Genomic DNA, 22,339 nt, shown 5'->3' with positions numbered 1-22,339 from the left:
GCAAAATGGTCCATCGCTTCGTCAGGAAACCTGGAAATACGGACGTATTCCTGCGGCTTCCTTCCTTGCGCTGAACCATTTTGCCTCAAACCTCGATGGTGCTATTTATGAGTTTACGCCCTAAGTTTCTGGTCTAACGGTCGATCCGGGGCACGGCGTCGGACTGGCGGCGGCGCAGTTCGAAGGGAAGGCGCAAGTGCCGAGGCAGCGCGGCTTCCTCGGAACCGTCCGGCCAGAGCCGCGCGCACAGCATTTCCATGGCCTTGCCGCTCATTTCCTTGATCGGCTGCCGGATCGTGGTCAGGCGGGGCCAGATCGCGTCGGCCAGCGGCGTGTCGTCGAAACCGCAGATCGAGAGATCGCCGGGCACGCTGATCTTGTGCTGGTGTGCGATGGCCACGGCGGCGGCGGCCATGTCGTCGTTGCAGGCGAAGATCGCGGTCGGCCGATCGCCGCTCGCCAGCAGCCGCTCCGCCGCGATCAGTCCCGAACGATAGGAAAAGTCGCCGGCAACGACGATGTCCTCGTCGACCGGAAGGTCGTGGTCCCGCAGCGCATCCATGTAGCCGCGGCGCCGGCGGGTGCTGCTGCGGTGGCGGCTGGTGCCTTCGATGAAGGCGATCCGGCGATGGCCGAGTTCGATGAGATGGCTCGTCATCTCGTAGGCGGCGCTGCGGTCGTCCGTGGAGACGGAGGCGGTGGCGTCCTCTTCCCGGTCCGGGGCGACGGCGACCATCGCGATGCCGGCGGCGGCCAGCCCGGCGAGCAGCTCGGGCCGGTCGCAGAGCGGCGGCGGCAGGATCACGCCGGCGACATGGGCCTCGACGATCTGCGCGACCAGTTCGTCCATCGAGGCTCGATCCGGGCATTGCTCGACGGTGAGATGGACGTTGCGGGCGGGCGCTTCATTGAGCGCGCCCAGCAGAAGTTCGCCCAGATAGGCGGATGTCGTGGCGCCGCCATGAAGCAGGGCGATGCGCCGAACGCTGCGGCCGGCCAACATCCGCGCCGAGGTATTGGGCACATAGCCAAGCTCGGCCACGGCGCGAGCCACCGCCTCGCGGGTCTCGGCACTGACACGCGGCTTCCCGTTCAGCGCGCGGGAGGCGGTCATCGCGGAAACGCCGGCGCGCTCCGCCACGTCGTGGAGTGTGGGAGGCTTCGGCCTCGTGGCATCGTTCATGGACATCGAGCAATGCCTTAGCGCCTCTTTGAAAAATGCCCACAAGGCATTTTCAGTGCAGGCCGGTGCCGCGGCTGCACCTTTCGCTTCGGACCGAGGTCAGCGCACTTCCAGGCCCAGTTGCGACAGCAGTTCCGCCGCCTGCAGGCGGGAGATCACCGCTCCTCGAAACAGGCGCGCGTCGCGCAGTTCGATGCCGCCGAGATCGGCGCCGCGCAAGTCCGCCTGCTCGAAGCGGCTTCCGTCAAGGCTGGCACCGCGCAGTGAGCAGTCTTCGAACTGGGTGAGCCGGAAGTCGCACTTGCGCAGATCGGCATCGGAAAAGTCGATCCGCTGCAGCTTTGCCTTGCGGAACGACATCCCCGGCAGCTTGGCGAAAGACAGCAGGACTTCCTGGAAAGTCGTGCCCAGCAGGCCCGCGTCGGTGAAGTCGGCCCCCACCAGCTTGGTGCCCTGGATTCGGGCCGAGGTGAGCCTGGCCCGGCGGAGCAGGCCATTGCTGAAGTCGCATCCGGTCATCGCCGCCTCGGCGAGTTCGGCCTGGATGAAGGAGGCTTCCGGCCCTCGGCAGCGCAGGAACCGCGCGCCGGTAAGGTCGGCACCGTCGAAGCGGGCTCGCCGCAGGGAGCACCGCTCGAATGTGGTCTCAGTCAGGTCCAGGCCGGAAAAGTCTCCCTCGTCGAGAACACAGTCGACGAGGGTGCGGAGGCCGTCCGAGCAGGACTCCAGCAGATCTGCGCGGGTGACGACGGCCTGGTTCATGCGCGCCTTATGCCGCAGCCCGCGCGGATGGCAATGGCCGGGATGGCCGAAGTCCGGTCAGGTCAGGACGGGAGGCGCTGGCTGCGCTCACGTTCCAATGTGCGATGGAGATGGCGTACTTTCAGCATGTCGTGCCGGGTCAGGATGCCGACCACCTGCCGCGTTTCCGCGTCGACGATGGGGACGCGGCCGGAGCCGGATTCGACCATGAGATCGGCAATGCGGGCCAAGGGATCGCTGGGCGTGCCGCTTGGCTGCGAGGCATCGGAAAGCGCCTCCACCAGGGACGCCGCGACCGGGGCGCCGTCCAATCGCCAGCGCAGAATGTCCGAGCGAGAGAGCAGGCCGGTAAGCCGTCCCTCGCCGTCCACCACGGGATAGCTGCGGTGACGATCCTCCGCGTCGAAGAAGGCGAGGGCCTCGGCCACGGTCATGTCGTCCGGCAGCGTCTCGGGAGCGGGGGTCATGACCTGATCGGCCTGGAGGAAATCGAGCGGGTCGACGGTATACTCCTGCAGGACATGGCGGCCGCGCCGGGCGATCTTCTCGGTCAGGATCGAGCGGCGCATGACGAGCACGCTGATGGCATAGGCCCCGGCGGAAGCGGCGAGGGTCAGTGGCAGCATCGCAAAGTCGCCGGTCAGTTCCACCGCGAAGAGCGCGGCGGTGAGCGGCGCCCGCATCGCGCCGCTGAGGATCCCGGCCATGCCCGCAAGCGCCCAGAGCGCACCGCCGCCGGGAAGGAACTGCCCGAGCAGAAATCCAAGAGCGCCGCCCAGCAGCAGCAGCGGCGCAAGAACGCCGCCGGAGGTGCCCGATCCCAAGGCGACCAGCCAGACCGTCGCCTTGACCAGCAGCAGCGCCACGGCCACCCGGGTCGCCAGCGATCCGTCGAGCAAGCCGCGGATACTGTCGTAGCCTGCGCCCAGAACATGCGCGTCGATCAGCCCGCCCAGTCCGACGACGAGGCCGCCGAGCGCCGGCCACCACATCCAGTGCAGGGGCAAGCGGCCGAACAGGTCCTCGATCTTGTAAAGCAGCGAGGACAGCACGGCCGCCTGTGCGCCGGTGAGCACGCCAAGGCCGAGCGCCAAAGCGACGAGCAGGGGGCTCAGGCCCAGCGCGTGGTGAACGGGGAAGAGAGGCCCGGCCTCGATGAGCAGCGGGCGCCAGAGGAACGAGACCAGCACGGCAAGCACCACCGGCACGAAGCTGCGGGGTTTCCATTCGAACAGCAGCACCTCGATCGCGAGCAGGATCGCGGCCATCGGCGTTCCGAAGATGGCGGTCATCCCCGCCGCCGCACCGGCCACCAGCAGGGTCTTGCGCTCGGCGGCGCTGAGGTGGAACGACTGGGCGAACAGCGAGCCTATCGCGCCGCCAGTCATGATGATCGGACCTTCCGCGCCGAACGGACCGCCGCTGCCGATCGAGATCGCCGAGGACAGCGGCTTCAGCAGCGCCACTTTCAGCGAGAGACGGCTCTCGCCGAAGAGGATCGCCTCGATCGCCTCGGGAATGCCGTGTCCGCGGATCTTGTCCGAACCGAAACGCGCCATCAGGCCCACGATCAGGCTGCCGATTACCGGAATGGCGACGAGCCAGATCCCGAGAGCATTGTCGGTGATGGCCGCCGGATCGGCGGAAAGCCGGCCGAACCAGAACAGGTTCGTCGCGATCGCGATGGACTTGAGCAGGACCCAGGCCCCCACCGCGCCGCCCGTGCCCACGACCAGAGCGGCGGCGGCGAGGAGGAGCATGCGGCGATCGGCGCTGTGATCGGCCAGCGGGCCGCGGGGCGCGAAGAGAATCGGCGAGGACATGGTTCGCGCAGGTATATCGCAATACGACATATATCAAGATTGACATGCGAGCGGCCGGGGCAGACTTGAGCGATGCCCGTTTTTATTCCGCCACCGTGTTCGATGCCGTAATGTCCGAGACTTCAACGCTGACCGAAGCCGATTATGCGGCTCTGGCCGATTTTCGCTTTTCCCTGCGCCGGTTCCAGGCATTTAGCGAAAGCCGGGCCGCCGAATGCGGCCTTACGCCGCAGCAGCACCAGGCCATGCTGGTGATCCGCGCGGCTCCGCCGGAAACCTCGACGATCGGCCACGTCGCCGAGCGGCTGATACTCAAGCCCCACAGCGCGACCGGGCTGGTGGACAGGCTGGTCGCGCTGGGCCTGGTCGAGCGCCGGGCTTCCCCGAACGACAAGCGGCAGGCGCTGCTGGCGCTCACGGATCTGGCCCACGACAAGCTGGATCGGCTCAGTGCCACCCATCGCGAGGAGATCCGCCGCTTGCGGCCCTTGCTGGTGGACATTCTGGAAAAGCTGGAGGGATGACAGGGGCGGCAGGATAGGCTTGGCATTGGCCGGCCTCGTCACGCATGTGTCATCGACAGACGCTAGGCGCTCGCGCGTGAACCCTGGCGATCTCTCTTCCGCCCAGCGCGATTCCCGCCGCCTCGGTTTGGCGGGGCTGGCGGTGTTCTCGCTGCCGGTGCTGCTGTTTCAGGCGGTGGAACTGACCTGGCGGGCCTATCTTCCCGTGTTCCTGAACCAGTCGGTCGGCGTGGCCTTGGCCGTGGTCGGCGCGCTGATGCTCGGCGTTCGCGTGCTCGATGCGGTGGCCGACGTGGCGATCGGCTGGATCAGCGATAATGTCGCCACCCGTTTTGGCCGGCGGGCACCCTGGATGGCTGCGGGGGCGCTGCTGGTGCCGGTCGGGGCGCTCCTGCTGTTTCTCGCGCCGCCGGGCGCCGAGCTCGTCCGGGTGATCGGCGCGGGTGTACTGCTTCATGTCGGCTACTCGTTCATCGTCACGCCTCACGGCGGCTGGGGCCTCGAACTGTCGGACGATGAGGAGGAGCGGACCCGCATCATGGGCGCGAAAGTCTGGTTCGGGGTGTTCGGGTCGATGGCCATGCTGGCGACGATCGGCGTGCTGGAGCGAAGTTACGGCTTCGGTATCCGCGCGCTGGCGACGGTTTTCGGAACGGTGATCGCCATCGCCGCACCCGTCACCATCCTGGCCGTGCTCGCGAAGTTTCGGGAACGGCCGCCAGAGCGGCGAAAGCAGGTTGCGAAAATGAGCCAACCGCTGCCGCAACTGCTCGCGGGGATGATGCGGGACCCCGCCCTGCGGCGCATCCTGTTCCTTTACCTGCTCTGCGGTATTGCCGACGCCTCCACTGCCAGCACTTTCCTGTTTCTGGTCGAGCCGGTGCTTGGGCTGACCGGGCAGGCGGCGACCTTGCTGCTGATCCAGCCGGTCATGGCGCTTTTCACTTTGCCCCTCTGGACCGGGCTGGCGAACCGGCTGGGGCGGCGGAACGTGCTGACGATCGGCTACGCCTGGCAGGCGCTGGCAATGCCGCTGGCTCTTGTCGTACCGGAAGGCAGCACGGTTCTGTTCGGCCTGTTCCTCGCGCTGCGCGGGTTGACTTGCGGCATAGAGTACATGCTGCTGCGGGTGATGGTGGCCGACGTGGCGGAGAAGGGCGCGGCCAACGGCGCGCGGCTGTCGGGCACCTATTACGCGCTATCCAGCGTGACTCTGAAGCTGGCACTTGGGTTGGGGGCAGGGCTGGGACTGTTCCTGATCGGGCTGTCAGGCTTCGAGGCAGGCGGTTCCACGGGATCGGGCGCGTCCCTCGCCGTCCGCCTGGCCTATGTCCTGCCGTCGGTCATTGCGGGGCTCGCCGGCTTGCTCGTGTCGAACCGCGTCGGACCGGTCCGGTCGGGCTTGCGAAAAAAGCCTGTTTACACATGACGCACGGCCAAGACGCAATCGAGATTGCATGATCAGCAATTGATGGTTCCGAGGAACCGGCTAAAGCGGCGGGGCCTTTCAGGCATCCTCTCCCAAGACTTTCCAGCCGGCCCTTGTGGCCGGCTTTCTTTTTGCCTGCATCCCGCGAAGAGCGCGCTTGCGCCTCGGCCAGAAGGCAGCCTTATCGGCGCGATTGTGGGGCTTCAACCTGACCATCGGCGCACCCCTCGCTTGCGGCGATAGATCCCAACACGATCTTGGAAGCGGGCAAAGCCGCCATGCGCTTGTCTTGGTGCAGGCAACCTCCACGCTGACCGGCGCTCTCCCGGGCCGAAGCTGCGCAGCGCGTGCTTCCGCAATCATCGGGATTGTCAAAATCTCAGGTTGAACGACGGACAAGCAAAGAGGCGCAAGACCCTGAAGTCTTGCGCCTCCTCCTGCATTCTCCCGAGGGAGAACTCGTGTCCCAGGTGTTTCCGAAATCCTGCCGCTTCAGACGCCTTGCGGCGCGGCGCCGCCGGAAAAGCGGCGACCGGCCTTGGGGATGGACGAGCCGGTCAGCGGGCGCGGGGCTCCGGGGCCGCGCGGCTCGCTGGGCCGGTCGATCCTGCCGGATTCGAGAAGCTGGTTGATCTCTTCACCCGACAAGGTTTCGTATTCGAGCAAGGCCTGTGCCAGCGATTCCAACTGCTCGCTATGTTCGTTGAGCAACTGGGTCGCGCGGGCATGGGCGTTATCGACAAGGCCGCGGATTTCGCTGTCGATCACCTTGTTGGTCTCGTCCGAGGCCATCGTGCGGTGCGAGCCGCCCATGCCGAGGTAACCTTCCTGGCTTTCCTCGTACTGGAGCGGGCCGAGCTTGTCCGACATGCCCCACTTGGTGACCATGTTGCGGGCCAGGCTGGTGGCATATTGGATGTCCGAGGAGGCGCCCGAGGAAACCTTGTCGTAGCCGAAGATGATCTCTTCCGCCACGCGGCCGCCCATGGCGACCGAGAGGTTCGCCAGCATCTTGTCGCGATGATACGAGTAGCTGTCCCGCTCCGGCAGGCGCATGACCATGCCCAGTGCGCGGCCGCGCGGGATGATCGTGGCCTTGTGGATCGGGTCCGAAGCCGCCTCGTGCAGCGAGACGATGGCATGGCCGGCCTCGTGGTAGGCGGTCATCTTCTTCTCGTCGTCGGTCATGACCATGGAGCGGCGTTCCGCGCCCATCATGACCTTGTCCTTGGCGTCCTCGAACTCCTGCATGGCGACCAGGCGCTTGTTGCGGCGCGCGGCGAGCAGGGCGGCCTCGTTCACGAGGTTGGCGAGGTCGGCACCGGAGAAGCCCGGTGTGCCGCGCGCGATCACGCGGGCATTGACGTCGGGGGCGAGGGGCACCTTCTTCATGTGCACGGCGAGGATCTTCTCGCGGCCCTCGATATCGGGCACGGGCACCACGACCTGACGGTCGAAGCGGCCCGGACGCAGCAAGGCAGGGTCGAGCACGTCGGGGCGGTTGGTTGCCGCGATGATGATGATGCCTTCGTTCGCCTCGAACCCGTCCATCTCGACAAGCAGCTGATTCAGCGTCTGCTCGCGCTCGTCGTTCGAATTGCCGAGGCCGTGGCCGCGATGACGGCCGACCGCGTCGATTTCGTCGATGAAGACGATGCAGGGGGCGTTCTTCTTGGCCTGTTCGAACATGTCGCGTACGCGCGATGCGCCGACGCCGACGAACATCTCCACGAAGTCCGAGCCGGAGATCGTGAAGAACGGCACGCCTGCCTCACCGGCGATGGCGCGGGCGAGCAGGGTCTTGCCGGTACCAGGCGAGCCGACCAGCAGCGCGCCCTTGGGGATCTGGCCGCCCAGCTTCGAAAAGCGGGTGGGATCGCGCAGGAACTCGACGATTTCTTCCAATTCCTCGCGTGCCTCGTCGATGCCCGCCACGTCGTCGAAAGTGACGCGGCCCGAGCGCTCGGTCAGCATCTTGGCCTTGGACTTGCCGAAGCCCATCGCGCCCGAGCCGCCGCCCTTCTGGACCTGACGGAGCGCGAAGAAGGCGATGCCGACAATCAGCAGGAAGGGCAGGGTCTGTGCGAGGATGTAGACCAGAAGGCTGCCTTCCTCAGGCGTCTTGCCGGCATACTTGACGCCGCTCTGCTGGAGCAGGGGCGTCAGCGTGGTATCGCCCGGGACCGGAACGGTGCGGAACGAATCGCCGTTCTTCATCTTGCCGTCGATGCTGTCCTGACCGACTTCGACGCTGTCGACGCTGCCTTCGGCGACTTTGGCGCGGAAATCGGAATAGGCGATCATCGGCCCGCTCTCGCTGCGGGTATTGAACATGGATACCACCATGAGGAGCGCGAGAAAGATCCCGCCCCATACGAGCAGGCTCTTGACCCAGGGATTGCCGCTAGGCTGATCGTCGTTCATCTTGGAAGAAACCGTCCTTTCGCCCGCCAATGTAGGGTCGGGCGGCTGAATCGCAAGTTAGCAGAGCCTGTCAGTGTAATAGTTTCCGATCCCGGACCCGACATTGCTGTTCTATTCGGGGTCTGCGGCGCGGCAAGGCGGCAGCAGCAGGGTCATTCTGGTGCCGGTTCGCGCTGATTTTCCAACGATGTTTTCTCCAACGATGTTTTCCAGAGCGAAGCGTGCTTCCAACTGGCGGCTCAGCACTCTGGATATGCGCAGACCGATTGATTGGGCTTGTTCCAGGTCGAAGCCGGCCGCCAGTCCCTGGCCGTCATCTTCGACCGTGAGTGCGATGGCTCCCGATTCGCGGCGGACCGAAACGCGGATCGTGCCTTCGTCCCGGAGCGCCAGACCATGTTCGAGGGCATTGACGATGGCTTCGGAGAGAATCAGAGCCACCGGCACCGCCGCGTCCGGCCGCAGCACGATGCCGGGCTCGACGTAGATCTTGCAGGTTATGCCTTCCCGGCCGTTTGAATCCATGATCTGCCCGGAAAGATCACGGACGAAACGATCCAGCGGGACCAGTTCTCCGTCAGACCGGTAGAGCTGCCGCTGAATGCGCCCGATCACCTGAAGGCGCGCGGCGGCATCGCCGATGGCGCGGCGGGCGGTCGGCTCGTCAAGCCCGCGCATCTGCAAAGAGAGAACGGCTCCGATCATCTGGAGATTGTTGCCCACGCGGTGCTGGAGTTCCTGAAACAGCAGTTCCGTGCGTTCGGCCAGGATGCCGCGCTGCTCGGCCAGCACCTTGACTTCCTCCTGCGCGGCATGGAGGCGGGCGTTGGCTCTCTGCATCAGGTGCACGAGCGTGATGTCGACCACTACTACGCCAATATAGAACACGAGCGAAACAAGCGTCCGGTAATCGAGTGCAAACCCGAAGCGCGGCGGGATGAACAGGTACCATGCGCAGAAACAGCATATCAGCGCGGCCAGGATGCCCGGACGCGGGCCGAACAGGAACGAGGAAAGAATGACCGCCGGAAAGAACGTGAGATAGGGATATCCGGGCGGAAAGGCGTCATCCAGTTCCCAGCGGATCCAGGTCGCCGCAATGCACAGCAGGAGAGTGATGCCATAGCGCACCAGCGGGCGCTGCGGAATCAGAGGTAGGCGTTCGATGAACTGGATCGGAAATCGGGCCTCTGGGTTCACGTTGGCAAAGTCTCTCGTCGCCCAGGGGCTTGTCTCCGCCCAGGCGGCGCCGGTCAATGTCTGGCCGAGCGGCCTTTCCGGCGCAAGCGGAAGGTGCTTCTATCGGGCAAAGACGCGCAGACAGGCGTGCCGGTTCCAACAGGGCCGGCATCCCCGCGAACGAACCAGAGACGGGAGTACCAGGGACGATGAAGACCGCTCGCAAGATCCACCCGGTCTACGCGAATATGGAGCGGACGGTGTTCGACCGCATGTCGTCGCTTGCCCGTGAGCACGGCGCGATCAATCTCGGCCAGGGCTTTCCGGACGGTCCGCCGCCGCAAGAGCTGATCGAGGCCGCTGGCCGCGCCCTTCGCGATCGGTCGAACCAGTATCCCCCGGGGGCGGGCTTGCAGGAACTGCGGGAGGCGATTTGCGGCTATTACGCCCGGCGACAGGGGCTGACGCTGGCACCGGAGCAGGCGATCGTGACCTCCGGTGCCACCGAGGCGCTGGCCGCCGCGCTCTTCACGTTGGTAAGTCCGGGGGACGAGGTGATCCTGTTCCAGCCCGCCTACGATGCCTATGCGCCGCTGGTGCGCCGGGCGGGCGGCGCTCCGGTGTCCATTGCGCTGTCGCCGCCGCAATTTCGCTATCCGGCCGAGGCTCTGGCCGCAGCCGTTACGCCGAAGACGCGGGTGCTGGTGCTGAACGATCCGCTCAACCCCGCGGGTACGGTCGCCAGCCACGAGGAACTGGCCGCGATCGCCCGGACCTGCGCGGAGCATGATCTTGTCGCGATCTCCGACGAGGTGTGGGAGGAAGTCCGGTTCGACGGCACTGCCCACCGCTCCCTCATGACTTTCCCGGGGATGGCGGAACGGACGGTCAAGATCGGCTCGGCGGGCAAGATCTTCGGGCTGACCGGCTGGAAGATCGGCTGGATGATCGCGGAGGGGCTCCTTGCGACGGCACTGTCCCGCGCGCACCAGTTCCTGACCTTTGCAAGCGCGGTGCCGCTGCAGTGGGCTGTGGCGGAGGGGCTTTCGCTGCCGGGCGCCGTGCTGGAAGGTCAGCGAGCGGGATGGGGCGCGGGGCGGGAGCGGTTGAAGACGGGGCTTGCGCAGGCAGGCTTCGAGGTGCTGCCCAACGCGGCCACGTGGTTCCTGACCGTCGACCTTGCGGCGTCCGGTATCGCGCTCCCGGACCGGGCGTTCAGCGAGCGGGCGGTCGTCGAGGCGGGGGTGGCGACCGTACCGGTTTCGGCTTTTTACCAGGGGGAAAATGTGCCGGAGCACCTGGTCCGCCTCTGCTTCACAAAGCCGGATGAGGTGCTGGACGAGGCGGCCGGGCGACTTGCCCGTTTCCGTATGGCGCTCGCCGGCTGACTTGCTTCACTCTCGTGTGAGAAGACGCGGCCACGCCTGTCGTCAGGCGTTCATCCCGCCGTTCACGCTCATCACTTGCCCGGTGATTTTCGATGCTCCGTCCGAGCAGAGGAACAGCGCCAGCGGCGCGATGTCGTCCGCCGACGGCAATCCCAGTCCGGCTTTTCGGGCCGCCCGGGCCATGCGTTCCGAACCCCTGCGAATCGCGCTGTCGCTGCCTTCCACGAAGCTGGTGGAAAGGGCATGGGCGCGAATGCCGTCGCGGGCGGCTTCCACCGCGAAATTACGGATGAAGCCGATCGTCCCGGCTCTGGCGGCGCCTATCAGGCTTTGCCGGGCGGCGGCGTAGATGCCGGCGTCGGAGACGAGCGCGATGAAGGTTCCGCCCTGCGTGGCAAGGAACCCGTAGCTCGCCAGGGCGAGCCGCTCCACCCAGCCGACCGATACGTTGAGAAAGTCTCCGAAAGTCTCGGGCGCGGTCTCCGGCAGGAGACCGGTTATGCCGAGCGGCCCGGTGGAAACGCAGTCGATCACCGCGTCCAGGCGGCCATACTGCTCGACCACTTCCGCGATCAGGCTTTCGGCGGCCTCCTCTTCCCAGACATCCGCGATGAAGCCGTCCACGGTGCCGAGATAGGACAGGCCGGTGACCAGCGCCGTCACTTTTTCCGGCGTCCGTCCGTGTAGCGCGACCTTCCAGCCATGGGCCAGGGCCTGGCGAGCGATGGCACTGCCGATCGATCCGCTGCCACCCGCGAGAAGCAGGACTTTCTGATCGCTCATCGGGTTCCTTCTGGGAAGATCAGTCGCTTTCGAATGCGGCGCGCATGTCGTCGTCGGCAAGATCGGAGAACTTGGTGATCCTGGCTTCGAAGCGCAGGCGGACCTTGCCGGTGGCGCCGTGACGCTGTTTGGCGATGATCAGTTCGGAAAGGCCCGTGATCCGCTCCATGTGCTCGCGCCATTCGTTCCACTTGGCATGGACGTCCGGTGGATCGTTGTCGCCCGGCTCGCGGGGTTCGACGCCCTTCGCGTAATAGTCCTCGCGGAACACGAACCAGACCATGTCGGCGTCCTGCTCGATCGAGCCCGATTCGCGGAGGTCCGACAGCATCGGCCGCTTGTCTTCGCGCGACTCCACGGCACGGGACAGCTGCGAGAGCGCGATCACCGGGACCTGCAGTTCCTTGGCCAGCGTCTTGAGACCGCGGGAGATTTCGGAGATCTCGTTCACGCGATTGTCGTTGGCACGGCCCGATCCCTGCAGAAGCTGCAGGTAGTCGATGATGACCAGGCCGATGTTGTGGCGGCGCTTGAGCCGGCGCGCACGGGTACGCAGGCCGGCGATGGTGAGCCCGGGCGTGTCGTCGATGAACAGGGGCAGCTCTGCCAGTCTTTGAGACGCAAAGGAAAGCTGCTGGAAGTCCTCGCGGCTGATCTTGCCCATGCGCAAGGCTTCGGAGCTGATGCCGGACTGCTCGGCCAGGATACGCGTGGCGAGCTGGTCGGCGCTCATTTCGAGGCTGAAGAACGCGGTTGCGGCGCCTACCGATTTTTCGACGGGAATGCCGTCCGCCAGATCGCGCTGAAGCCGGTCCGACGCGTTGAAGGCGATGTTGGTGACGAGTGAGGTCTTGCCCATGCCGGGGCGGCCGGCCAGGATGATGAGGTCGGAATCGTGCAGGCCGCCGATCTTGGCGTTGACCGAGTTAAGGCCGGTGGTCTTGCCCGAGATGTGGCCGCCCGAATTGAACGCCTTTTCAATGGCGCCGATGGCGGCGCGGGTGGCGCTGGCGAAGCTCTTGGCCTCGTTTGTGGTCGAAGCGCCCTCAGCCACCTTGTAGAGCGCGGCTTCGGCCCGTTCCACTTGCTCCATGGGCTCGACTGATTCGGACGTATCCATGGCTTCGGCCACGAGATTGCGGCCCACCGAGATCAGTTCGCGCAGCAGGGCAAGATCGTAGATCTGATCCGCCAGTTCGCGCGGGGCGAGCAGGCCCTGTCCATCGGCGGTGAGTCGGGCGAGGTAAGACACGCCGCCCAGCGCCTTCAACGCCTCGTCCGATTCGAAATAGGGACGCAGGGTGACGGGCGTGACCACCGCCTTGCGATCCAGCAACTGGAGAATGCGCTCGTAGATGCGGGCGTGAACGGGCTCGTAAAAGTGCGTAGGCGATAGCTGCGTCTGCAGTTCCTCGATCACCCGGTTGTCGATCAGGACGGCGCCCAGGAAGGCGGCCTCGGCCTCGACGTTGGCAGGCAGGGTGCGGGCTTCAGCCTCTGGGGCAAGCGCAATGGCGGCAGTTTGTGACATGAGGATGCCGACAATGCCTCAACTCGCCCCGTGCCAGCAAGCGAGCAGGGCGGCGATATTATTCCACAGGGTGTGAACGAAACGACTTGCCCTTGCCGGGCCATGCTGCGAGCGCGTAAAGGGCAAGGGAATATGTCCGATCCGCGCATCTCCCATATCGAACTGGACGACGCGACCATCCTGTGGCGCAACGCCGATATCGAGCAGGAGCGGCGCATTGCCATTTTCGACCTCATCGAAGACAACGTCTTCAAGCCTCTTCGCGCCTTCGATGCCGGGCACGAAGGGCCCTATCGCCTGCGCCTTGCGGTTCGCGACGGGCGGCTCTCGCTGGAAATAGGAGATGAGGCCGGCAATCCGCTCGAAGCCATGGTGCTGGGCCTGGCGCGGCTCCGCCGACCGGTGCGGGAATACTTCGCGGTCTGCGAAAGCTATTACCAGGCGATTCGAAGAGCCTCCGCGCAGGAGATAGAGACGATCGACATGGCGCGGCGCGGCATTCACGATGCGGCTGCCGAAACGCTTCTCGAAAGGCTGGAAGGCAAGATAGAGACCGATCACCCCACCGCACGCAGGCTGTTCACGCTGATCTGCGTCCTGCATATTCGCGGCTGAAGGGGCTTCACATGGCACGATCGGGAGGCGCCGGGGTGCGCGCGCGCATCTTGTGGCAAATCGTGGCGGCCTTGCTGCTGCTGGCGATGCTGGCCGGAGCCTGGGGCTGGTGGCATCTGCGGCATTGGACTCCGGAGCGGGAAATTTATCCGGTGCAGGGCGTGGAGATCGGCGCCGCCGACGGCGAGGTGAACTGGAATTCGCTCAAGGCGGTCGGCGTCGACTTCGCCTATATCGATGCCAGCGCGAGCGTCAGCGCCTTCGCCCGCGATCCGCGCTTCGTCGGCAATTTCGTGGCGGCGAAAGCGGCGGGCCTGCAAGTCGGAGCAGTCCATCGCTACGATCCCTGCCAACCCGCGGAGATGCAGTCGGCGAATTTCGTGACCACCGTGCCGCGCGATTCGGCGCTGCTGCCGCCCGCGATCGACCTCGACATCCTGGCCGATCATTGTCCGGCCAACGTGTCGGACGCGAAAGTCGAGAGCGAACTGATGACGTTCATCAACCAGATCGAGACGCACGCCGGCAAGCCGGTCATTCTCAAGGTGAGCAAGGCCTTCGAGGCCCGCTACCGCATCGCCGCCAAGCTCGACCGCAATCTCTGGCTGGTACGCGACCGCTTCCTGCCGGACTACGGCGGCCGGCCATGGTCGCTGTGGACGGCGAACGGATCGCTGTCCAACGAGATTGCGCAAGAGGGCCTGCGCTGGGTAGTGGTGCAGCCATGACCTTCAGCACCCAACAGCGCGACGCTCTGCTCGTTGCCGCGCGCGAGGCCGCGACCCGCGCTTATGCCCCCTATTCCAAGTTCCACGTCGGCGCCGCGCTCCTGCTGGGAGACGGCTCGGTGATCACCGGCGCCAATGTCGAGAATGCCAGCTATGGCCTGTCGCTTTGTGCCGAGACGGTGGCGGTATCCGCGATCCTCTCCTCCGGCACCTTCCGCGAGAATGGCGGCACGCTGGAAGCCGTGGCGGTTACCGGTGGGGCCCCGGGCGCGGCGGGGCAGGGCGATACCGTCACGCCGTGCGGGCGCTGCCGTCAGATACTCAACGAGATCGCCCAGATCGGCGGCACGGATCCGATGATCTGGTGCGATGGGGGTGATACCGTGCTGGAGACGCGGTTGTCGCAGCTGCTTCCCCACGCCTTCGGTCCGGCCAACCTTCTTTAGTTTCGGCAATATAGCAGGAACGGCGATGCCGAGTCGTTTAGCTTCGATCTCGAAGTGACGCGGATCAGCATCGCTTCATCGGAATCCTATTGTCAACTTATTCAGTTGAGTTGTGGTGCTTGGCGTCGGGACGTAGACAGAGTCGACCGGCGGTTTCCCCGACAGCGTTGGAGCACTCCATGACACACTATCGTTATCCCCGTGAGCAGGATCATGTGCCCCTGATCCTCCTGGTGCCCGGCGTTCCCCTTGCCGAAGGGCACTGGATGAGCCGCTGGGCGCGCTGGAGCGAGCATTGCCGGCTTCTGGAACTTGGTCTCTGGGACGAACCGCACCGCAACACCTGGGTCAACAAGCTCAACCTCGCCATTCGCCGCGCCGATCGGCCTGTGGTGATCGTCACGGACGACATCGCTGCTCTCGCGCTGGCGTGGTGGGTGGAGTTCGAAGGCGTGGGGCCGGAGAACCCGGTGCTGGGCGCCATCGTCGTCAATCCGCCGAACATGGACCTTCCCGGCGCAGACCGCCGCCTCGCTCGCTTCGGCGCCTGTCCGCGGCAGACATTGCCCTTCACCTCGTTTATGGTTGGCGATCTCGACGCTCCGGCGACGCGGCAGCGCTCGATGATCCGGCTCGCCAAGGACTGGGGCTCGTCCCCGGTCTGCGACGATATGCGAGGAGATTGGGCAGGAGGCTGGATGATGCTGCAGGATCTGCTGGGCGAAGTGCCGGGAGCTTCGGTATCGCCCTCGTGGAGTTATGACGAGAACCTCGCGGTGCGGCAGGCCTTGCGGCAATGGGCGGGGATTTGAAAGACAGGGGAAGTCCTGGGGGATGCTCCTCCAGACCCTCGCAATGGCTGCCTCGTACGCGGCTTGACGTTGTGCGCTCCCTGCTGCGCAGCCAGTAAGTCTCCCGAACCAGCCATGGGCGCGCAACGGTCAGGTGGTGCCTGACCTCGACGGTAACGGGGGTGCAGGGGTAGTAACCCCTGCGTCTTCCCTTTACTTCCTTTCCCGCTCCACGAACCACTCCAGCAGCGCGCCCATGCAGTCCTTGCCGAGCTGCGCGGAGCGCTCGGGACTCCAGCCCTGGCGCGGATCGGCCGCCTCGTCGTGGTCCTTGAACGGCATTTCCAGCGTCATCGACACGGCCCCGAAGCGCTCGGCAAGCTGGTTGGTCGACATCGTCAGGTTGCCCTTGCCGGGCCGGGTGATGGGATAGCCCAGCTTTGTCTGGAAGTCCGGTGTACGGCGTTCGAGGATCGCGGTGTAGCGGTCGTAGCCCTGCTTCTGCTCGGCCTTGAGCGAGGGGATGCCTTCGAAGCCCGCCATGAATACGGCCGGGATCGCCTCGTCGCCGTGGATGTCCATGGCGAAGTCCACGCCGGTTTCATCCATGGCGGCCAGGATCGCCAGCACTTCGGGCGACTTTTCGGCGCTGGGGGTCTCCCATTCGCGGTTGAGGTTCACGCCGGCGGCGTTGGTTCGCAAGTGCCCGCGTGCCGAGCCGTCGGGATTCATGTTGGGCACGACATGGAAGCGGCACCGCTTGCGCAGTTCGCGGCCGACCGAATCGGCAGGGTCCGCCAGCACTTCCAGAGCGCCTTCCATCCACCATTCGGCCATCGATTCGCCGGGGTGCTGCCGCGCGTAGAGCCAGACCTGCGCCTCGCCTTCGCCCATCGACAGGCAATCGAGCGGCCGTCCGTCGAGCGTGGTGCCGAGCAGGCGGTAGTCGACGTCCTCCAGTCCGCTCAGCGAGGAGATCAGGTCGTGATGGCGCTCCATCGTGTAGGGCGCGAAGTAGGCGAACCAGGCCAGCTCGCCTTCCGGCGTGTGGCGGATCGTGAGGGTGCCGCCGTCCTCGCTGCCATCCCACGAGGTTTCCGCGCGGCCCCAGAACTGCCGGTCTTCCGAAGCGCAGGCGCGGTATTCCGGCCAACCCATCGGATAGGCGGAAGCATTCAGCCCGGTTATCTTCAGCACCAGTTCCTCGCCGGCGATCGACCGGCCAGGGGCGCCGCTGACGCGGAAGTGGAACCACTGGAAGAAATCGGAGCAATGGTCGCGGCGGATCTTGAGGCGCGCCGTGGTGCCCTGCGTGGAAAGAACTTCGATGTTGCCGGAATCGAAAGCGGATGAAATCTGGATGCTGGTCATTTCACCAGGATAGTTTCGCCCGACCTGCCCGGAAAGCCCTTGAAAAGAGCTTCGGCCATTTTTGCAGCGCCAAGCGAGGTCTGCGCGACAGGAGACTTGGATCCCACGGTGAAGGCGGCGCGGCCTTCCCAGATGGTGCGTCCGTCAGGACGATCCTTGATCATGACGTGCATCCGGGTGTCGACCTGGTCCTGCGGTCTGCCGGCGAGATTGATGCCGAGACCAAGACCCAGCCCCGAACCGTAGCTTCCGGTGGCGCCGCCGACCCCGACCGAGACGGGGCTGCCCTGTCGGCCGGGTTGATAGACTTGGCGCTCCACCGAAAGAATGGCGACCTGAGTGTCCCGCACCGCTTCGCCGGGGAGGGCTTGCCGATAGCCCACTTTCGCAAGTTCCTGCGCCACGGCGGCGGCATAAGTCCGGAATTCCAGGCTGGAAGCGTCCTGTGGGCTGGCGGGGTCGACGCGGATCACGCCGCGGCCCAGCATCGGCGCATCGGGAGCGCTGAAGCGTGTGACTTCGACCGGGCCGACTTGCGCGGCGCAACCTCCCAGCGCAAGACCGCCGGCGAGAAAGGCGGCAAGGGCGATCGAGCGAGCGGTTTGGTTCATGTCATGCTCTCCAGGGGGCATGCTCTCAAGAGCAAGTGCCTCAGGCCAATTTCTTTATACGCCCACCTGCCAAGAGCAACGTGTCTCCGGGAGAATGGATCCGCGCGATCAGCCCTGAGGCGCGCCAAGGCCAACGGGATCGGCCTTGGGAAAGCCGTCGAAGAGAGCCTGCGCCAGTTTTCCCGCGATGCGATAGTCGGGCCAGTCGTCATCCCCCTCGCGGGTGGCGATGGTGGCGTAGCCTTCCCACAACACCTTGCCGCTCGTCTTGTCGACGATGCGCGTATCCAGCCGGGTGCCGACCAGCGCGGAACGCGGCTTGGAAAGATCGACGTTCAGCGCCAACCCATAGGCCGAGCCGCGATTGCTGACGCCCACGGCCGCCGCGCCGCTCACCGGATTGCGCTTTTCCTCGGCGGGCGTCAGAATCTGGCGGCTGATCTTCAGCTCCGCCACTTGTCCGCCGTCTTCCTGCTTGTGCTGGGTGTCGTAGCCGGCTCCGACGAGGGCATCGACGATGGCCGCCTCGTAAGCTGCGCGCTGCGGGCCGGGAACCCACTGTCCTTCACCTGAATCGGACTGAACCGAGACGGCGCCATGACCGAGACCGGCCGCTTCCGGGCCTTGCGTCACGAATCGGCTGACCTCCACGCGGCCTTCACGCGAATCCCTGGTACGGCTTGACGAGATCGGCGAACCGATCGGGCCCCCCATGAGGGGATCGTTCCAGCCGCCATCCCATCGCGAGCCATAGCCGCCGCCCCATCCCGGCCCCCAGCCCGGACGGGCCTGCAAGGACGGCGCGGCAACGGCGGCAGAGAGCGCGACGCTGGCGAAAATGGCGGCTTTGAGCGTGTTCATCGTTGATCTGGGTCCGAAAAGGCGATTGGCGAAGAATCGGTTGGGTCGCACCCGAAGCTGGGTTATGTGCTCTCGCCATTGCCTTGGGATGAACGGCAAAACGAGGTTCTTGCAAGAGAGGAATGGCCTCTCGGGCTTGACTTTGCAAGCTGGTCCCACTAACGGCGCACTTCCAATTTTGCGGCGGCCCCAGATTGCTTGGTGCAACCGCCGGACCACGCAAGACGAGACTAGACATGAAGATTACGAACAGCCTGAAGTCGCTCAAGGGTCGTCACCGGGATAACCGCGTGATCCGTCGTCGCGGCCGTACTTACGTCATCAACAAGACCAACCGCCGCTTCAAGGCCCGCCAGGGCTGATTTCGTCTGCCTGTCCCCGCCTCGTGGCGGGGATGACCAAGGCGGACGGGCGACTGCGTCGATGACATGAGGCCCCCGCCATGCGCGGGGGTCTTGTCTTGTCTGCCGTCCAATTGCATCGTCCTGCCGAATTTCAGCCAGTCGAAGCCGTCGTCTTCGACGTCGGGCGCGTCCTTGTCGAGTGGGACATGCGCCTGCTGTTCGCCAAGCTGATCCCGGAGCCTGAGCGGCTCGACTGGTTCTGCGCGAACGTCGTCACCGAAGAGTGGCATTTCCAGCACGATGTGGGCCGCGATCTTGCCGAGATGGTTGCCGAGCGCAAGGCGGCGTTCCCCGGAAACGACACTCTGATCGACGCTTACGCCACGCGTTTTCTCGAAACGATTCCGGGCAATGTTCCGGGCTCTCACGATATCGTCCGGGAACTTGCGGCGCGCGACGTGCCGCTCTTCGCCATCACCAACTTCGCCAGCCCGTTCTGGCGCGAGTACCGGGCCACCGAGCCGCTGTTCGATCTATTCGGCGAGATCGTGGTCTCCGGCGATGAAAAGCTGGCCAAGCCAGACGCTCGCATCTTCGATCTTGCCGCGCGTCGTTTCGGCCACCGGCCGTCGGCGATGCTGTTCATCGACGACAATGCCGCGAACATAGCCTCGGCTCGCGATCTCGGCTGGCAGGTCCACCACTTCCATGGCGCGGAGGCATTGCGCGCGGACCTGACGGAGCGCGGGCTGCTGGGGTAGCGTCCCTCGGCCCGGATCAAGTTCGGGACGACGGGTTTTCAGTCCTCCAGCGCAGTGAACCGGAAATCGCGGAACTGCGCTTCGCCCGGGCCGGCGGCATAGAGGCCGGGGCGGAGCATCAGGAAGTCACCCCGGACATTGTGGTGGTAGCCGGACACTTCCATGCCCCGGTCGAACCGCTTCCAGGTCCTGCCTCCATCACCGGACGTGTGGAAGGCCACGATATGGCGGCGATTGGTCACGCGCATCTTCATGCGGTGGCCGTGCGGATTGGCGGGCCGGCCGCGCTCGATCCCGTATTGGTGAGTGACGAACCGCGCCTCGTCGAAGCCGAGGCCCGCATAGAGCTTGTCGTCGTAGAACAGCACCAGCCCCGCGGTTCCGCCAGGCGCGAGTTCGATGTCGCATTCGAACCGGTAGCTGGTATCGCCGGCAATCAGCAGGAGCGGCGAGCCGCTTGAGGGGGCCAGGCCCTTTCCGGCGAAGTGAAGCGCGCCATCTGCCACGCGCAGGCGATTGCCTTCGTCAGGGGCGGGGCGGAAGAACGACCACTTCGAACCCATCGCCAGCGGCTTGGAGAAATCGTCGGATAGCGGCATGCCGTGGGGCAGCGGATTGCTGACCCTGGGCACGGGAAGCGGCTGCGAGAGGTCGCCGCCGGTCATGCGGAACCAGCCGTCGCCGGTCCATTCGATGGTGTCGAGCAGGCACTGCCGCCCCAGCGTCCAGAAGCCGTTCTCGAAACCGTGGTACAGCGTGTACCACTTCCCATCCGGGCCCTCGACCAGCGAGGCATGGCCGCGCGACCACCACGCTTCGGACTGGTCCTCGGTGCGGACGAGCGGATTTTCGGGGTGCTGTTCCCAGGGACCGTGGATGGAGCGGGCGCGGGCGGCGATCACCATGTGCCCGGTCGGCGGACCGGCAGTGCCGCCCACGGCGGTCAGCATGTAGAACCAGTCGCCGTGGCGGTGGATCTTGGGCCCTTCCGGCGAAAAGCCTTCCACGTCCCAGTCGTCCGGGTAGCGCCAGGGGTCGTAGACGTGCTCCACCGTACCGGTCAGCGAAAGGCCGTCGTCGGAAAGGCGCACGCGATCGCCGCCCGAAAGGAACAGCCAGCGCGAGCCATCCTCGCCCACTGCGTGGCAGGGATCGATATGGTCGTGCAGGCCAAGCGGTTTGGGATCGCTCCAGGGGCCGTCGATATGATCGGCCCACATGACGTAGATCTCGTTGGGCTTCGCCTTGACCGGGATGTAGAGGAAGTAGCGGCCCTTGTGCTTCTCAAGGCTCACGGCCCAGACCGAGCCGATGTTGCGGGTAAGGGCGGCTTTGCGGGGCTGCCAGTTCACCAGGTCGCGGCTGTGCCAGATGGTGAGGCCGGGATAGGAATCGAAGCTGGAGAAGGTGAGGTAGTAATCCTTGCCGTCCTTGAGGATGGCGGGATCGGGCCGGTCGCCGGAGAGTACCGGATTGAGCATGGTGCCGTTGCCCAGGTCGGCGATGCGCTGGCCGTCGAAGCCGCGCCGCCAGTTGCGGGCGGGAGCCGGGGCGGGGGATGGAGGAGGGACCCCCGCCCCGGTCTCCGCCTCGGCCTCCCTCGCGGCCGCCGCTCTCCCCGCGAGAGTGGGTGCCGCAAGGCCGATGCCGCTCAGCAGGGCGGTCTTGAGTGCGTCGCGTCTGTCCATGGTCATCCTGTCGTTCGAAGCTTCACCCCAGCCTTCACGCCGCTTTGATCAGGCAAGGCCGATCGCGCGCGCCCAGGCACGCCAGAGATCGGGCCATGCCTCTACCGGCTTGCCGATCGTGCCGCGCAGGCCGAAGCCGTGGCCGCCCTGGGCAAAAAGATGGGTCTCCACTGGCACCCCCTGCGCTTTCAGCGCGGCGCGCAGGCGCACGGTGTTGTCGACCGGCACGGCTGCATCGTCCTCGGCGTGGAGCAGGAAATGCGGCGGCGCGTCCTTCGGCACCGTGCGGTCGGGCGAGTACGCGGTTTCCATTTCTGCCGTGGGAGCCGGGCCGAGCAGCAGGTCCCGGGAGCCGGCATGGGCGATCGCGGAATCCATCGAGACCACCGGATAGATCGGCGCGGCGCAGAACGGACGGGCCGAAAGCCTGTCGGCGGCGTCGAGCGGCGCATAGAATTTCGCGTCGAAACGGGTCGATAGGCTGGAGCAGACGTGGCCGCCTGCCGAGAAGCCCATGGCGGCGACCCGCTCGGGCTGCACGCCATAGTCTTTGGCGCGGTGGCGGATCAGGCGCATCGCGCGCTGGGCATCGGCCAGCGGCACGTTCTGCCGGTCCTTCCAGCCCTCGCCGGGGAGGCGATAGAACAGGACGAAGGCGGTGAACCCGCGCGCGGTCAGCCAGCGCGCCATTTCGTAGCCCTCCTTGTCGATCACCACCAGGCGGTACCCGCCGCCGGGCGTGATGAGCACGGCGGCGCCGTTGGGGCGGTCGGGTCGGAACACGACCAGGCGCGGGCGGGTGGTGCCGGTGACCGAACGATCGTTGACCTGGGCTATGGCGGAGCGTTCGGTCACGACCTCGACAGGCGGCCTGTCCGGCATTCCGGGCGCGCCTTTCGGCCAAAGGTCGATGGTCTCCGCAGGTTCGGGCAGACCGGCCGGCGGCGATTTGCCGGCATCCGAAGGCGGAGCCGTCTGGGCGATCGCTTCGCCCGCAGCAAGTCCGGTGAACAAGGAAGCCGCCATGAACGATCGGCGGTCGATGGTCATGGCGGCTTCCTCTTCCTTGGTTCGACTTGGGGTATTCGGCCGATTTA

The 22,339-nt window shown here is 65.7% G+C and carries 21 protein-coding genes; 9 read left to right on the top strand and 12 right to left on the bottom strand.

The genetic code is table 11. The features are described 5' to 3' along the window. Nucleotides 1–133: 133 nt before the first annotated feature. From L284_RS40615 to L284_RS40605, 3 genes are all read right to left on the bottom strand, one after another. Nucleotides 134–1,189, bottom strand: coding sequence for a LacI family DNA-binding transcriptional regulator (locus tag L284_RS40615; protein ID WP_407635849.1), 1,056 nt, complete (start codon nucleotides 1,187–1,189; stop codon nucleotides 134–136). 93 nt (nucleotides 1,190–1,282) lie between these two features. Further along, nucleotides 1,283–1,945, bottom strand: coding sequence for a pentapeptide repeat-containing protein (locus L284_RS40610; RefSeq protein WP_021235128.1), 663 nt, complete (start codon nucleotides 1,943–1,945; stop codon nucleotides 1,283–1,285). 62 nt (nucleotides 1,946–2,007) lie between these two features. Next, nucleotides 2,008–3,768, bottom strand: coding sequence for a chloride channel protein (locus L284_RS40605; protein ID WP_021235127.1), 1,761 nt, complete (start codon nucleotides 3,766–3,768; stop codon nucleotides 2,008–2,010). Nucleotides 3,769–3,878: 110 nt separating this feature from the next. On the opposite strand from L284_RS40605, the gene L284_RS40600 reads away from it, so the two are divergent. Next, nucleotides 3,879–4,292 (top strand): MarR family winged helix-turn-helix transcriptional regulator, encoded by a 414-nt coding sequence (locus L284_RS40600; RefSeq protein ID WP_031342741.1) that lies wholly within the window; start codon nucleotides 3,879–3,881, stop codon nucleotides 4,290–4,292. A gap of 76 nt (nucleotides 4,293–4,368) precedes the next feature. Beyond that, the gene (locus L284_RS40595) at nucleotides 4,369–5,721 is read left to right on the top strand and encodes an MFS transporter (RefSeq protein WP_052018431.1); all 1,353 of its coding nucleotides are present in this window, start codon (nucleotides 4,369–4,371) and stop codon (nucleotides 5,719–5,721) included. 492 nt (nucleotides 5,722–6,213) lie between these two features. Here the strand turns inward: L284_RS40595 and ftsH are convergent, their stop codons facing one another. Together ftsH and L284_RS40585 are read right to left on the bottom strand one after the other, a co-directional pair. Beyond that, the gene (gene ftsH, locus L284_RS40590) at nucleotides 6,214–8,145 is read right to left on the bottom strand and encodes an ATP-dependent zinc metalloprotease FtsH (RefSeq protein WP_031342739.1); all 1,932 of its coding nucleotides are present in this window, start codon (nucleotides 8,143–8,145) and stop codon (nucleotides 6,214–6,216) included. Between the two features lie 111 nt (nucleotides 8,146–8,256). After that, nucleotides 8,257–9,402: a sensor histidine kinase gene (locus L284_RS40585; protein WP_021235123.1), complete on the bottom strand. Its 1,146-nt coding sequence runs from the start codon at nucleotides 9,400–9,402 to the stop codon at nucleotides 8,257–8,259. A gap of 131 nt (nucleotides 9,403–9,533) precedes the next feature. Between L284_RS40585 and L284_RS40580 the strand changes: the two genes are divergently transcribed. Then, nucleotides 9,534–10,712 carry an aminotransferase gene (locus L284_RS40580; RefSeq protein WP_021235122.1) on the top strand — a complete coding sequence of 393 codons (1,179 nt, stop codon included), beginning with the start codon at nucleotides 9,534–9,536 and terminating at the stop codon, nucleotides 10,710–10,712. A gap of 42 nt (nucleotides 10,713–10,754) precedes the next feature. Here the strand turns inward: L284_RS40580 and L284_RS40575 are convergent, their stop codons facing one another. Both L284_RS40575 and L284_RS40570 read right to left on the bottom strand, forming a co-directional pair. Then, nucleotides 10,755–11,495, bottom strand: coding sequence for an SDR family NAD(P)-dependent oxidoreductase (locus tag L284_RS40575; RefSeq protein WP_021235121.1), 741 nt, complete (start codon nucleotides 11,493–11,495; stop codon nucleotides 10,755–10,757). A gap of 19 nt (nucleotides 11,496–11,514) precedes the next feature. Beyond that, complete coding sequence (locus L284_RS40570; protein WP_021235120.1) at nucleotides 11,515–13,026, bottom strand: replicative DNA helicase; 1,512 nt, start codon at nucleotides 13,024–13,026, stop codon at nucleotides 11,515–11,517. Nucleotides 13,027–13,158: 132 nt separating this feature from the next. Here L284_RS40570 and L284_RS40565 point away from each other — a divergent pair, with 132 nt between their 5' ends. The 4 genes from L284_RS40565 (at nucleotide 13,159) to L284_RS0124530 (ending at nucleotide 15,627) form a co-directional block, all read left to right on the top strand. After that, nucleotides 13,159–13,641, top strand: a complete 483-nt coding sequence (locus tag L284_RS40565; RefSeq protein ID WP_021235119.1) for a UPF0262 family protein — start codon at nucleotides 13,159–13,161, stop codon at nucleotides 13,639–13,641. An 11-nt stretch (nucleotides 13,642–13,652) separates the two neighbouring features. Beyond that, a complete protein-coding gene (locus L284_RS40560) occupies nucleotides 13,653–14,369 on the top strand; it encodes a glycoside hydrolase family 25 protein (protein ID WP_021235118.1) in 717 nt (238 codons plus the stop codon). Then, on the top strand, nucleotides 14,366–14,815 hold the full coding sequence (locus tag L284_RS40555; protein WP_021235117.1) for a cytidine deaminase: 450 nt from the start codon (nucleotides 14,366–14,368) through the stop codon (nucleotides 14,813–14,815). Before L284_RS40560 ends, L284_RS40555 begins: the two co-directional genes overlap by 4 nt. A 179-nt stretch (nucleotides 14,816–14,994) precedes the next feature. Next, nucleotides 14,995–15,627: an RBBP9/YdeN family alpha/beta hydrolase gene (locus L284_RS0124530; protein WP_021235116.1), complete on the top strand. Its 633-nt coding sequence runs from the start codon at nucleotides 14,995–14,997 to the stop codon at nucleotides 15,625–15,627. A gap of 192 nt (nucleotides 15,628–15,819) precedes the next feature. Here L284_RS0124530 and L284_RS40550 read toward each other — a convergent pair whose 3' ends face one another. The 3 genes from L284_RS40550 to L284_RS40540 all read right to left on the bottom strand — a co-directional run bounded on the left by L284_RS40550 (nucleotide 15,820) and on the right by L284_RS40540 (nucleotide 18,449). Beyond that, nucleotides 15,820–16,977, bottom strand: coding sequence for a M14 family metallopeptidase (locus L284_RS40550; protein WP_021235115.1), 1,158 nt, complete (start codon nucleotides 16,975–16,977; stop codon nucleotides 15,820–15,822). Next, nucleotides 16,974–17,588, bottom strand: coding sequence for a DUF4136 domain-containing protein (locus L284_RS40545; RefSeq protein ID WP_021235114.1), 615 nt, complete (start codon nucleotides 17,586–17,588; stop codon nucleotides 16,974–16,976). Before L284_RS40545 ends, L284_RS40550 begins: the two co-directional genes overlap by 4 nt. A gap of 108 nt (nucleotides 17,589–17,696) precedes the next feature. After that, nucleotides 17,697–18,449 carry a DUF4136 domain-containing protein gene (locus L284_RS40540; RefSeq protein ID WP_021235113.1) on the bottom strand — a complete coding sequence of 251 codons (753 nt, stop codon included), beginning with the start codon at nucleotides 18,447–18,449 and terminating at the stop codon, nucleotides 17,697–17,699. A gap of 236 nt (nucleotides 18,450–18,685) precedes the next feature. On the opposite strand from L284_RS40540, the gene ykgO reads away from it, so the two are divergent. After that, nucleotides 18,686–18,811 (top strand): type B 50S ribosomal protein L36, encoded by a 126-nt coding sequence (gene ykgO, locus L284_RS40535; protein ID WP_021235112.1) that lies wholly within the window; start codon nucleotides 18,686–18,688, stop codon nucleotides 18,809–18,811. Nucleotides 18,812–18,891: 80 nt separating this feature from the next. Then, nucleotides 18,892–19,554 (top strand): HAD-IA family hydrolase, encoded by a 663-nt coding sequence (locus L284_RS40530; RefSeq protein WP_052018430.1) that lies wholly within the window; start codon nucleotides 18,892–18,894, stop codon nucleotides 19,552–19,554. A gap of 38 nt (nucleotides 19,555–19,592) precedes the next feature. Here the strand turns inward: L284_RS40530 and L284_RS40525 are convergent, their stop codons facing one another. Further along, on the bottom strand, nucleotides 19,593–21,248 hold the full coding sequence (locus L284_RS40525) for a family 43 glycosylhydrolase (protein WP_021235110.1): 1,656 nt from the start codon (nucleotides 21,246–21,248) through the stop codon (nucleotides 19,593–19,595). Between the two features lie 42 nt (nucleotides 21,249–21,290). Next, nucleotides 21,291–22,292, bottom strand: coding sequence for an alpha/beta hydrolase (locus tag L284_RS40520; RefSeq protein ID WP_021235109.1), 1,002 nt, complete (start codon nucleotides 22,290–22,292; stop codon nucleotides 21,291–21,293). Nucleotides 22,293–22,339: the final 47 nt, after the last annotated feature.

The sequence above is a fragment of the Novosphingobium lindaniclasticum LE124 genome (genome assembly GCF_000445125.1).
Lineage (GTDB): Bacteria > Pseudomonadota > Alphaproteobacteria > Sphingomonadales > Sphingomonadaceae > Novosphingobium > Novosphingobium lindaniclasticum.
The sequence above is the reverse complement of the archived record's forward strand: the minus strand, read 5'-3'. Positions and strand labels throughout refer to the sequence as shown.

Excerpts from the sequence above, each read along its gene's own strand:
- L284_RS40610 (WP_021235128.1), bottom strand. The coding sequence starts at position 1,945 with ATGAACCAGGCCGTCGTCACCCGCGCAGATCTGCTGGAGTCCTGCTCG.
- L284_RS40575 (WP_021235121.1), bottom strand. The coding sequence starts at position 11,495 with ATGAGCGATCAGAAAGTCCTGCTTCTCGCGGGTGGCAGCGGATCGATC.
- L284_RS0124530 (WP_021235116.1), top strand. The coding sequence starts at position 14,995 with ATGACACACTATCGTTATCCCCGTGAGCAGGATCATGTGCCCCTGATC.
- L284_RS40530 (WP_052018430.1), top strand. The coding sequence starts at position 18,892 with ATGCGCGGGGGTCTTGTCTTGTCTGCCGTCCAATTGCATCGTCCTGCC.
- L284_RS40580 (WP_021235122.1), top strand. The coding sequence starts at position 9,534 with ATGAAGACCGCTCGCAAGATCCACCCGGTCTACGCGAATATGGAGCGG.
- L284_RS40560 (WP_021235118.1), top strand. The coding sequence starts at position 13,653 with ATGGCACGATCGGGAGGCGCCGGGGTGCGCGCGCGCATCTTGTGGCAA.
- ykgO (WP_021235112.1), top strand. The coding sequence starts at position 18,686 with ATGAAGATTACGAACAGCCTGAAGTCGCTCAAGGGTCGTCACCGGGAT.
- L284_RS40550 (WP_021235115.1), bottom strand. The coding sequence starts at position 16,977 with ATGACCAGCATCCAGATTTCATCCGCTTTCGATTCCGGCAACATCGAA.
- L284_RS40570 (WP_021235120.1), bottom strand. The coding sequence starts at position 13,026 with ATGTCACAAACTGCCGCCATTGCGCTTGCCCCAGAGGCTGAAGCCCGC.
- L284_RS40540 (WP_021235113.1), bottom strand. The coding sequence starts at position 18,449 with ATGAACACGCTCAAAGCCGCCATTTTCGCCAGCGTCGCGCTCTCTGCC.
- ftsH (WP_031342739.1), bottom strand. The coding sequence starts at position 8,145 with ATGAACGACGATCAGCCTAGCGGCAATCCCTGGGTCAAGAGCCTGCTC.
- L284_RS40605 (WP_021235127.1), bottom strand. The coding sequence starts at position 3,768 with ATGTCCTCGCCGATTCTCTTCGCGCCCCGCGGCCCGCTGGCCGATCAC.
- L284_RS40525 (WP_021235110.1), bottom strand. The coding sequence starts at position 21,248 with ATGACCATGGACAGACGCGACGCACTCAAGACCGCCCTGCTGAGCGGC.
- L284_RS40555 (WP_021235117.1), top strand. The coding sequence starts at position 14,366 with ATGACCTTCAGCACCCAACAGCGCGACGCTCTGCTCGTTGCCGCGCGC.
- L284_RS40545 (WP_021235114.1), bottom strand. The coding sequence starts at position 17,588 with ATGAACCAAACCGCTCGCTCGATCGCCCTTGCCGCCTTTCTCGCCGGC.
- L284_RS40600 (WP_031342741.1), top strand. The coding sequence starts at position 3,879 with ATGTCCGAGACTTCAACGCTGACCGAAGCCGATTATGCGGCTCTGGCC.
- L284_RS40565 (WP_021235119.1), top strand. The coding sequence starts at position 13,159 with ATGTCCGATCCGCGCATCTCCCATATCGAACTGGACGACGCGACCATC.
- L284_RS40615 (WP_407635849.1), bottom strand. The coding sequence starts at position 1,189 with ATGTCCATGAACGATGCCACGAGGCCGAAGCCTCCCACACTCCACGAC.
- L284_RS40520 (WP_021235109.1), bottom strand. The coding sequence starts at position 22,292 with ATGACCATCGACCGCCGATCGTTCATGGCGGCTTCCTTGTTCACCGGA.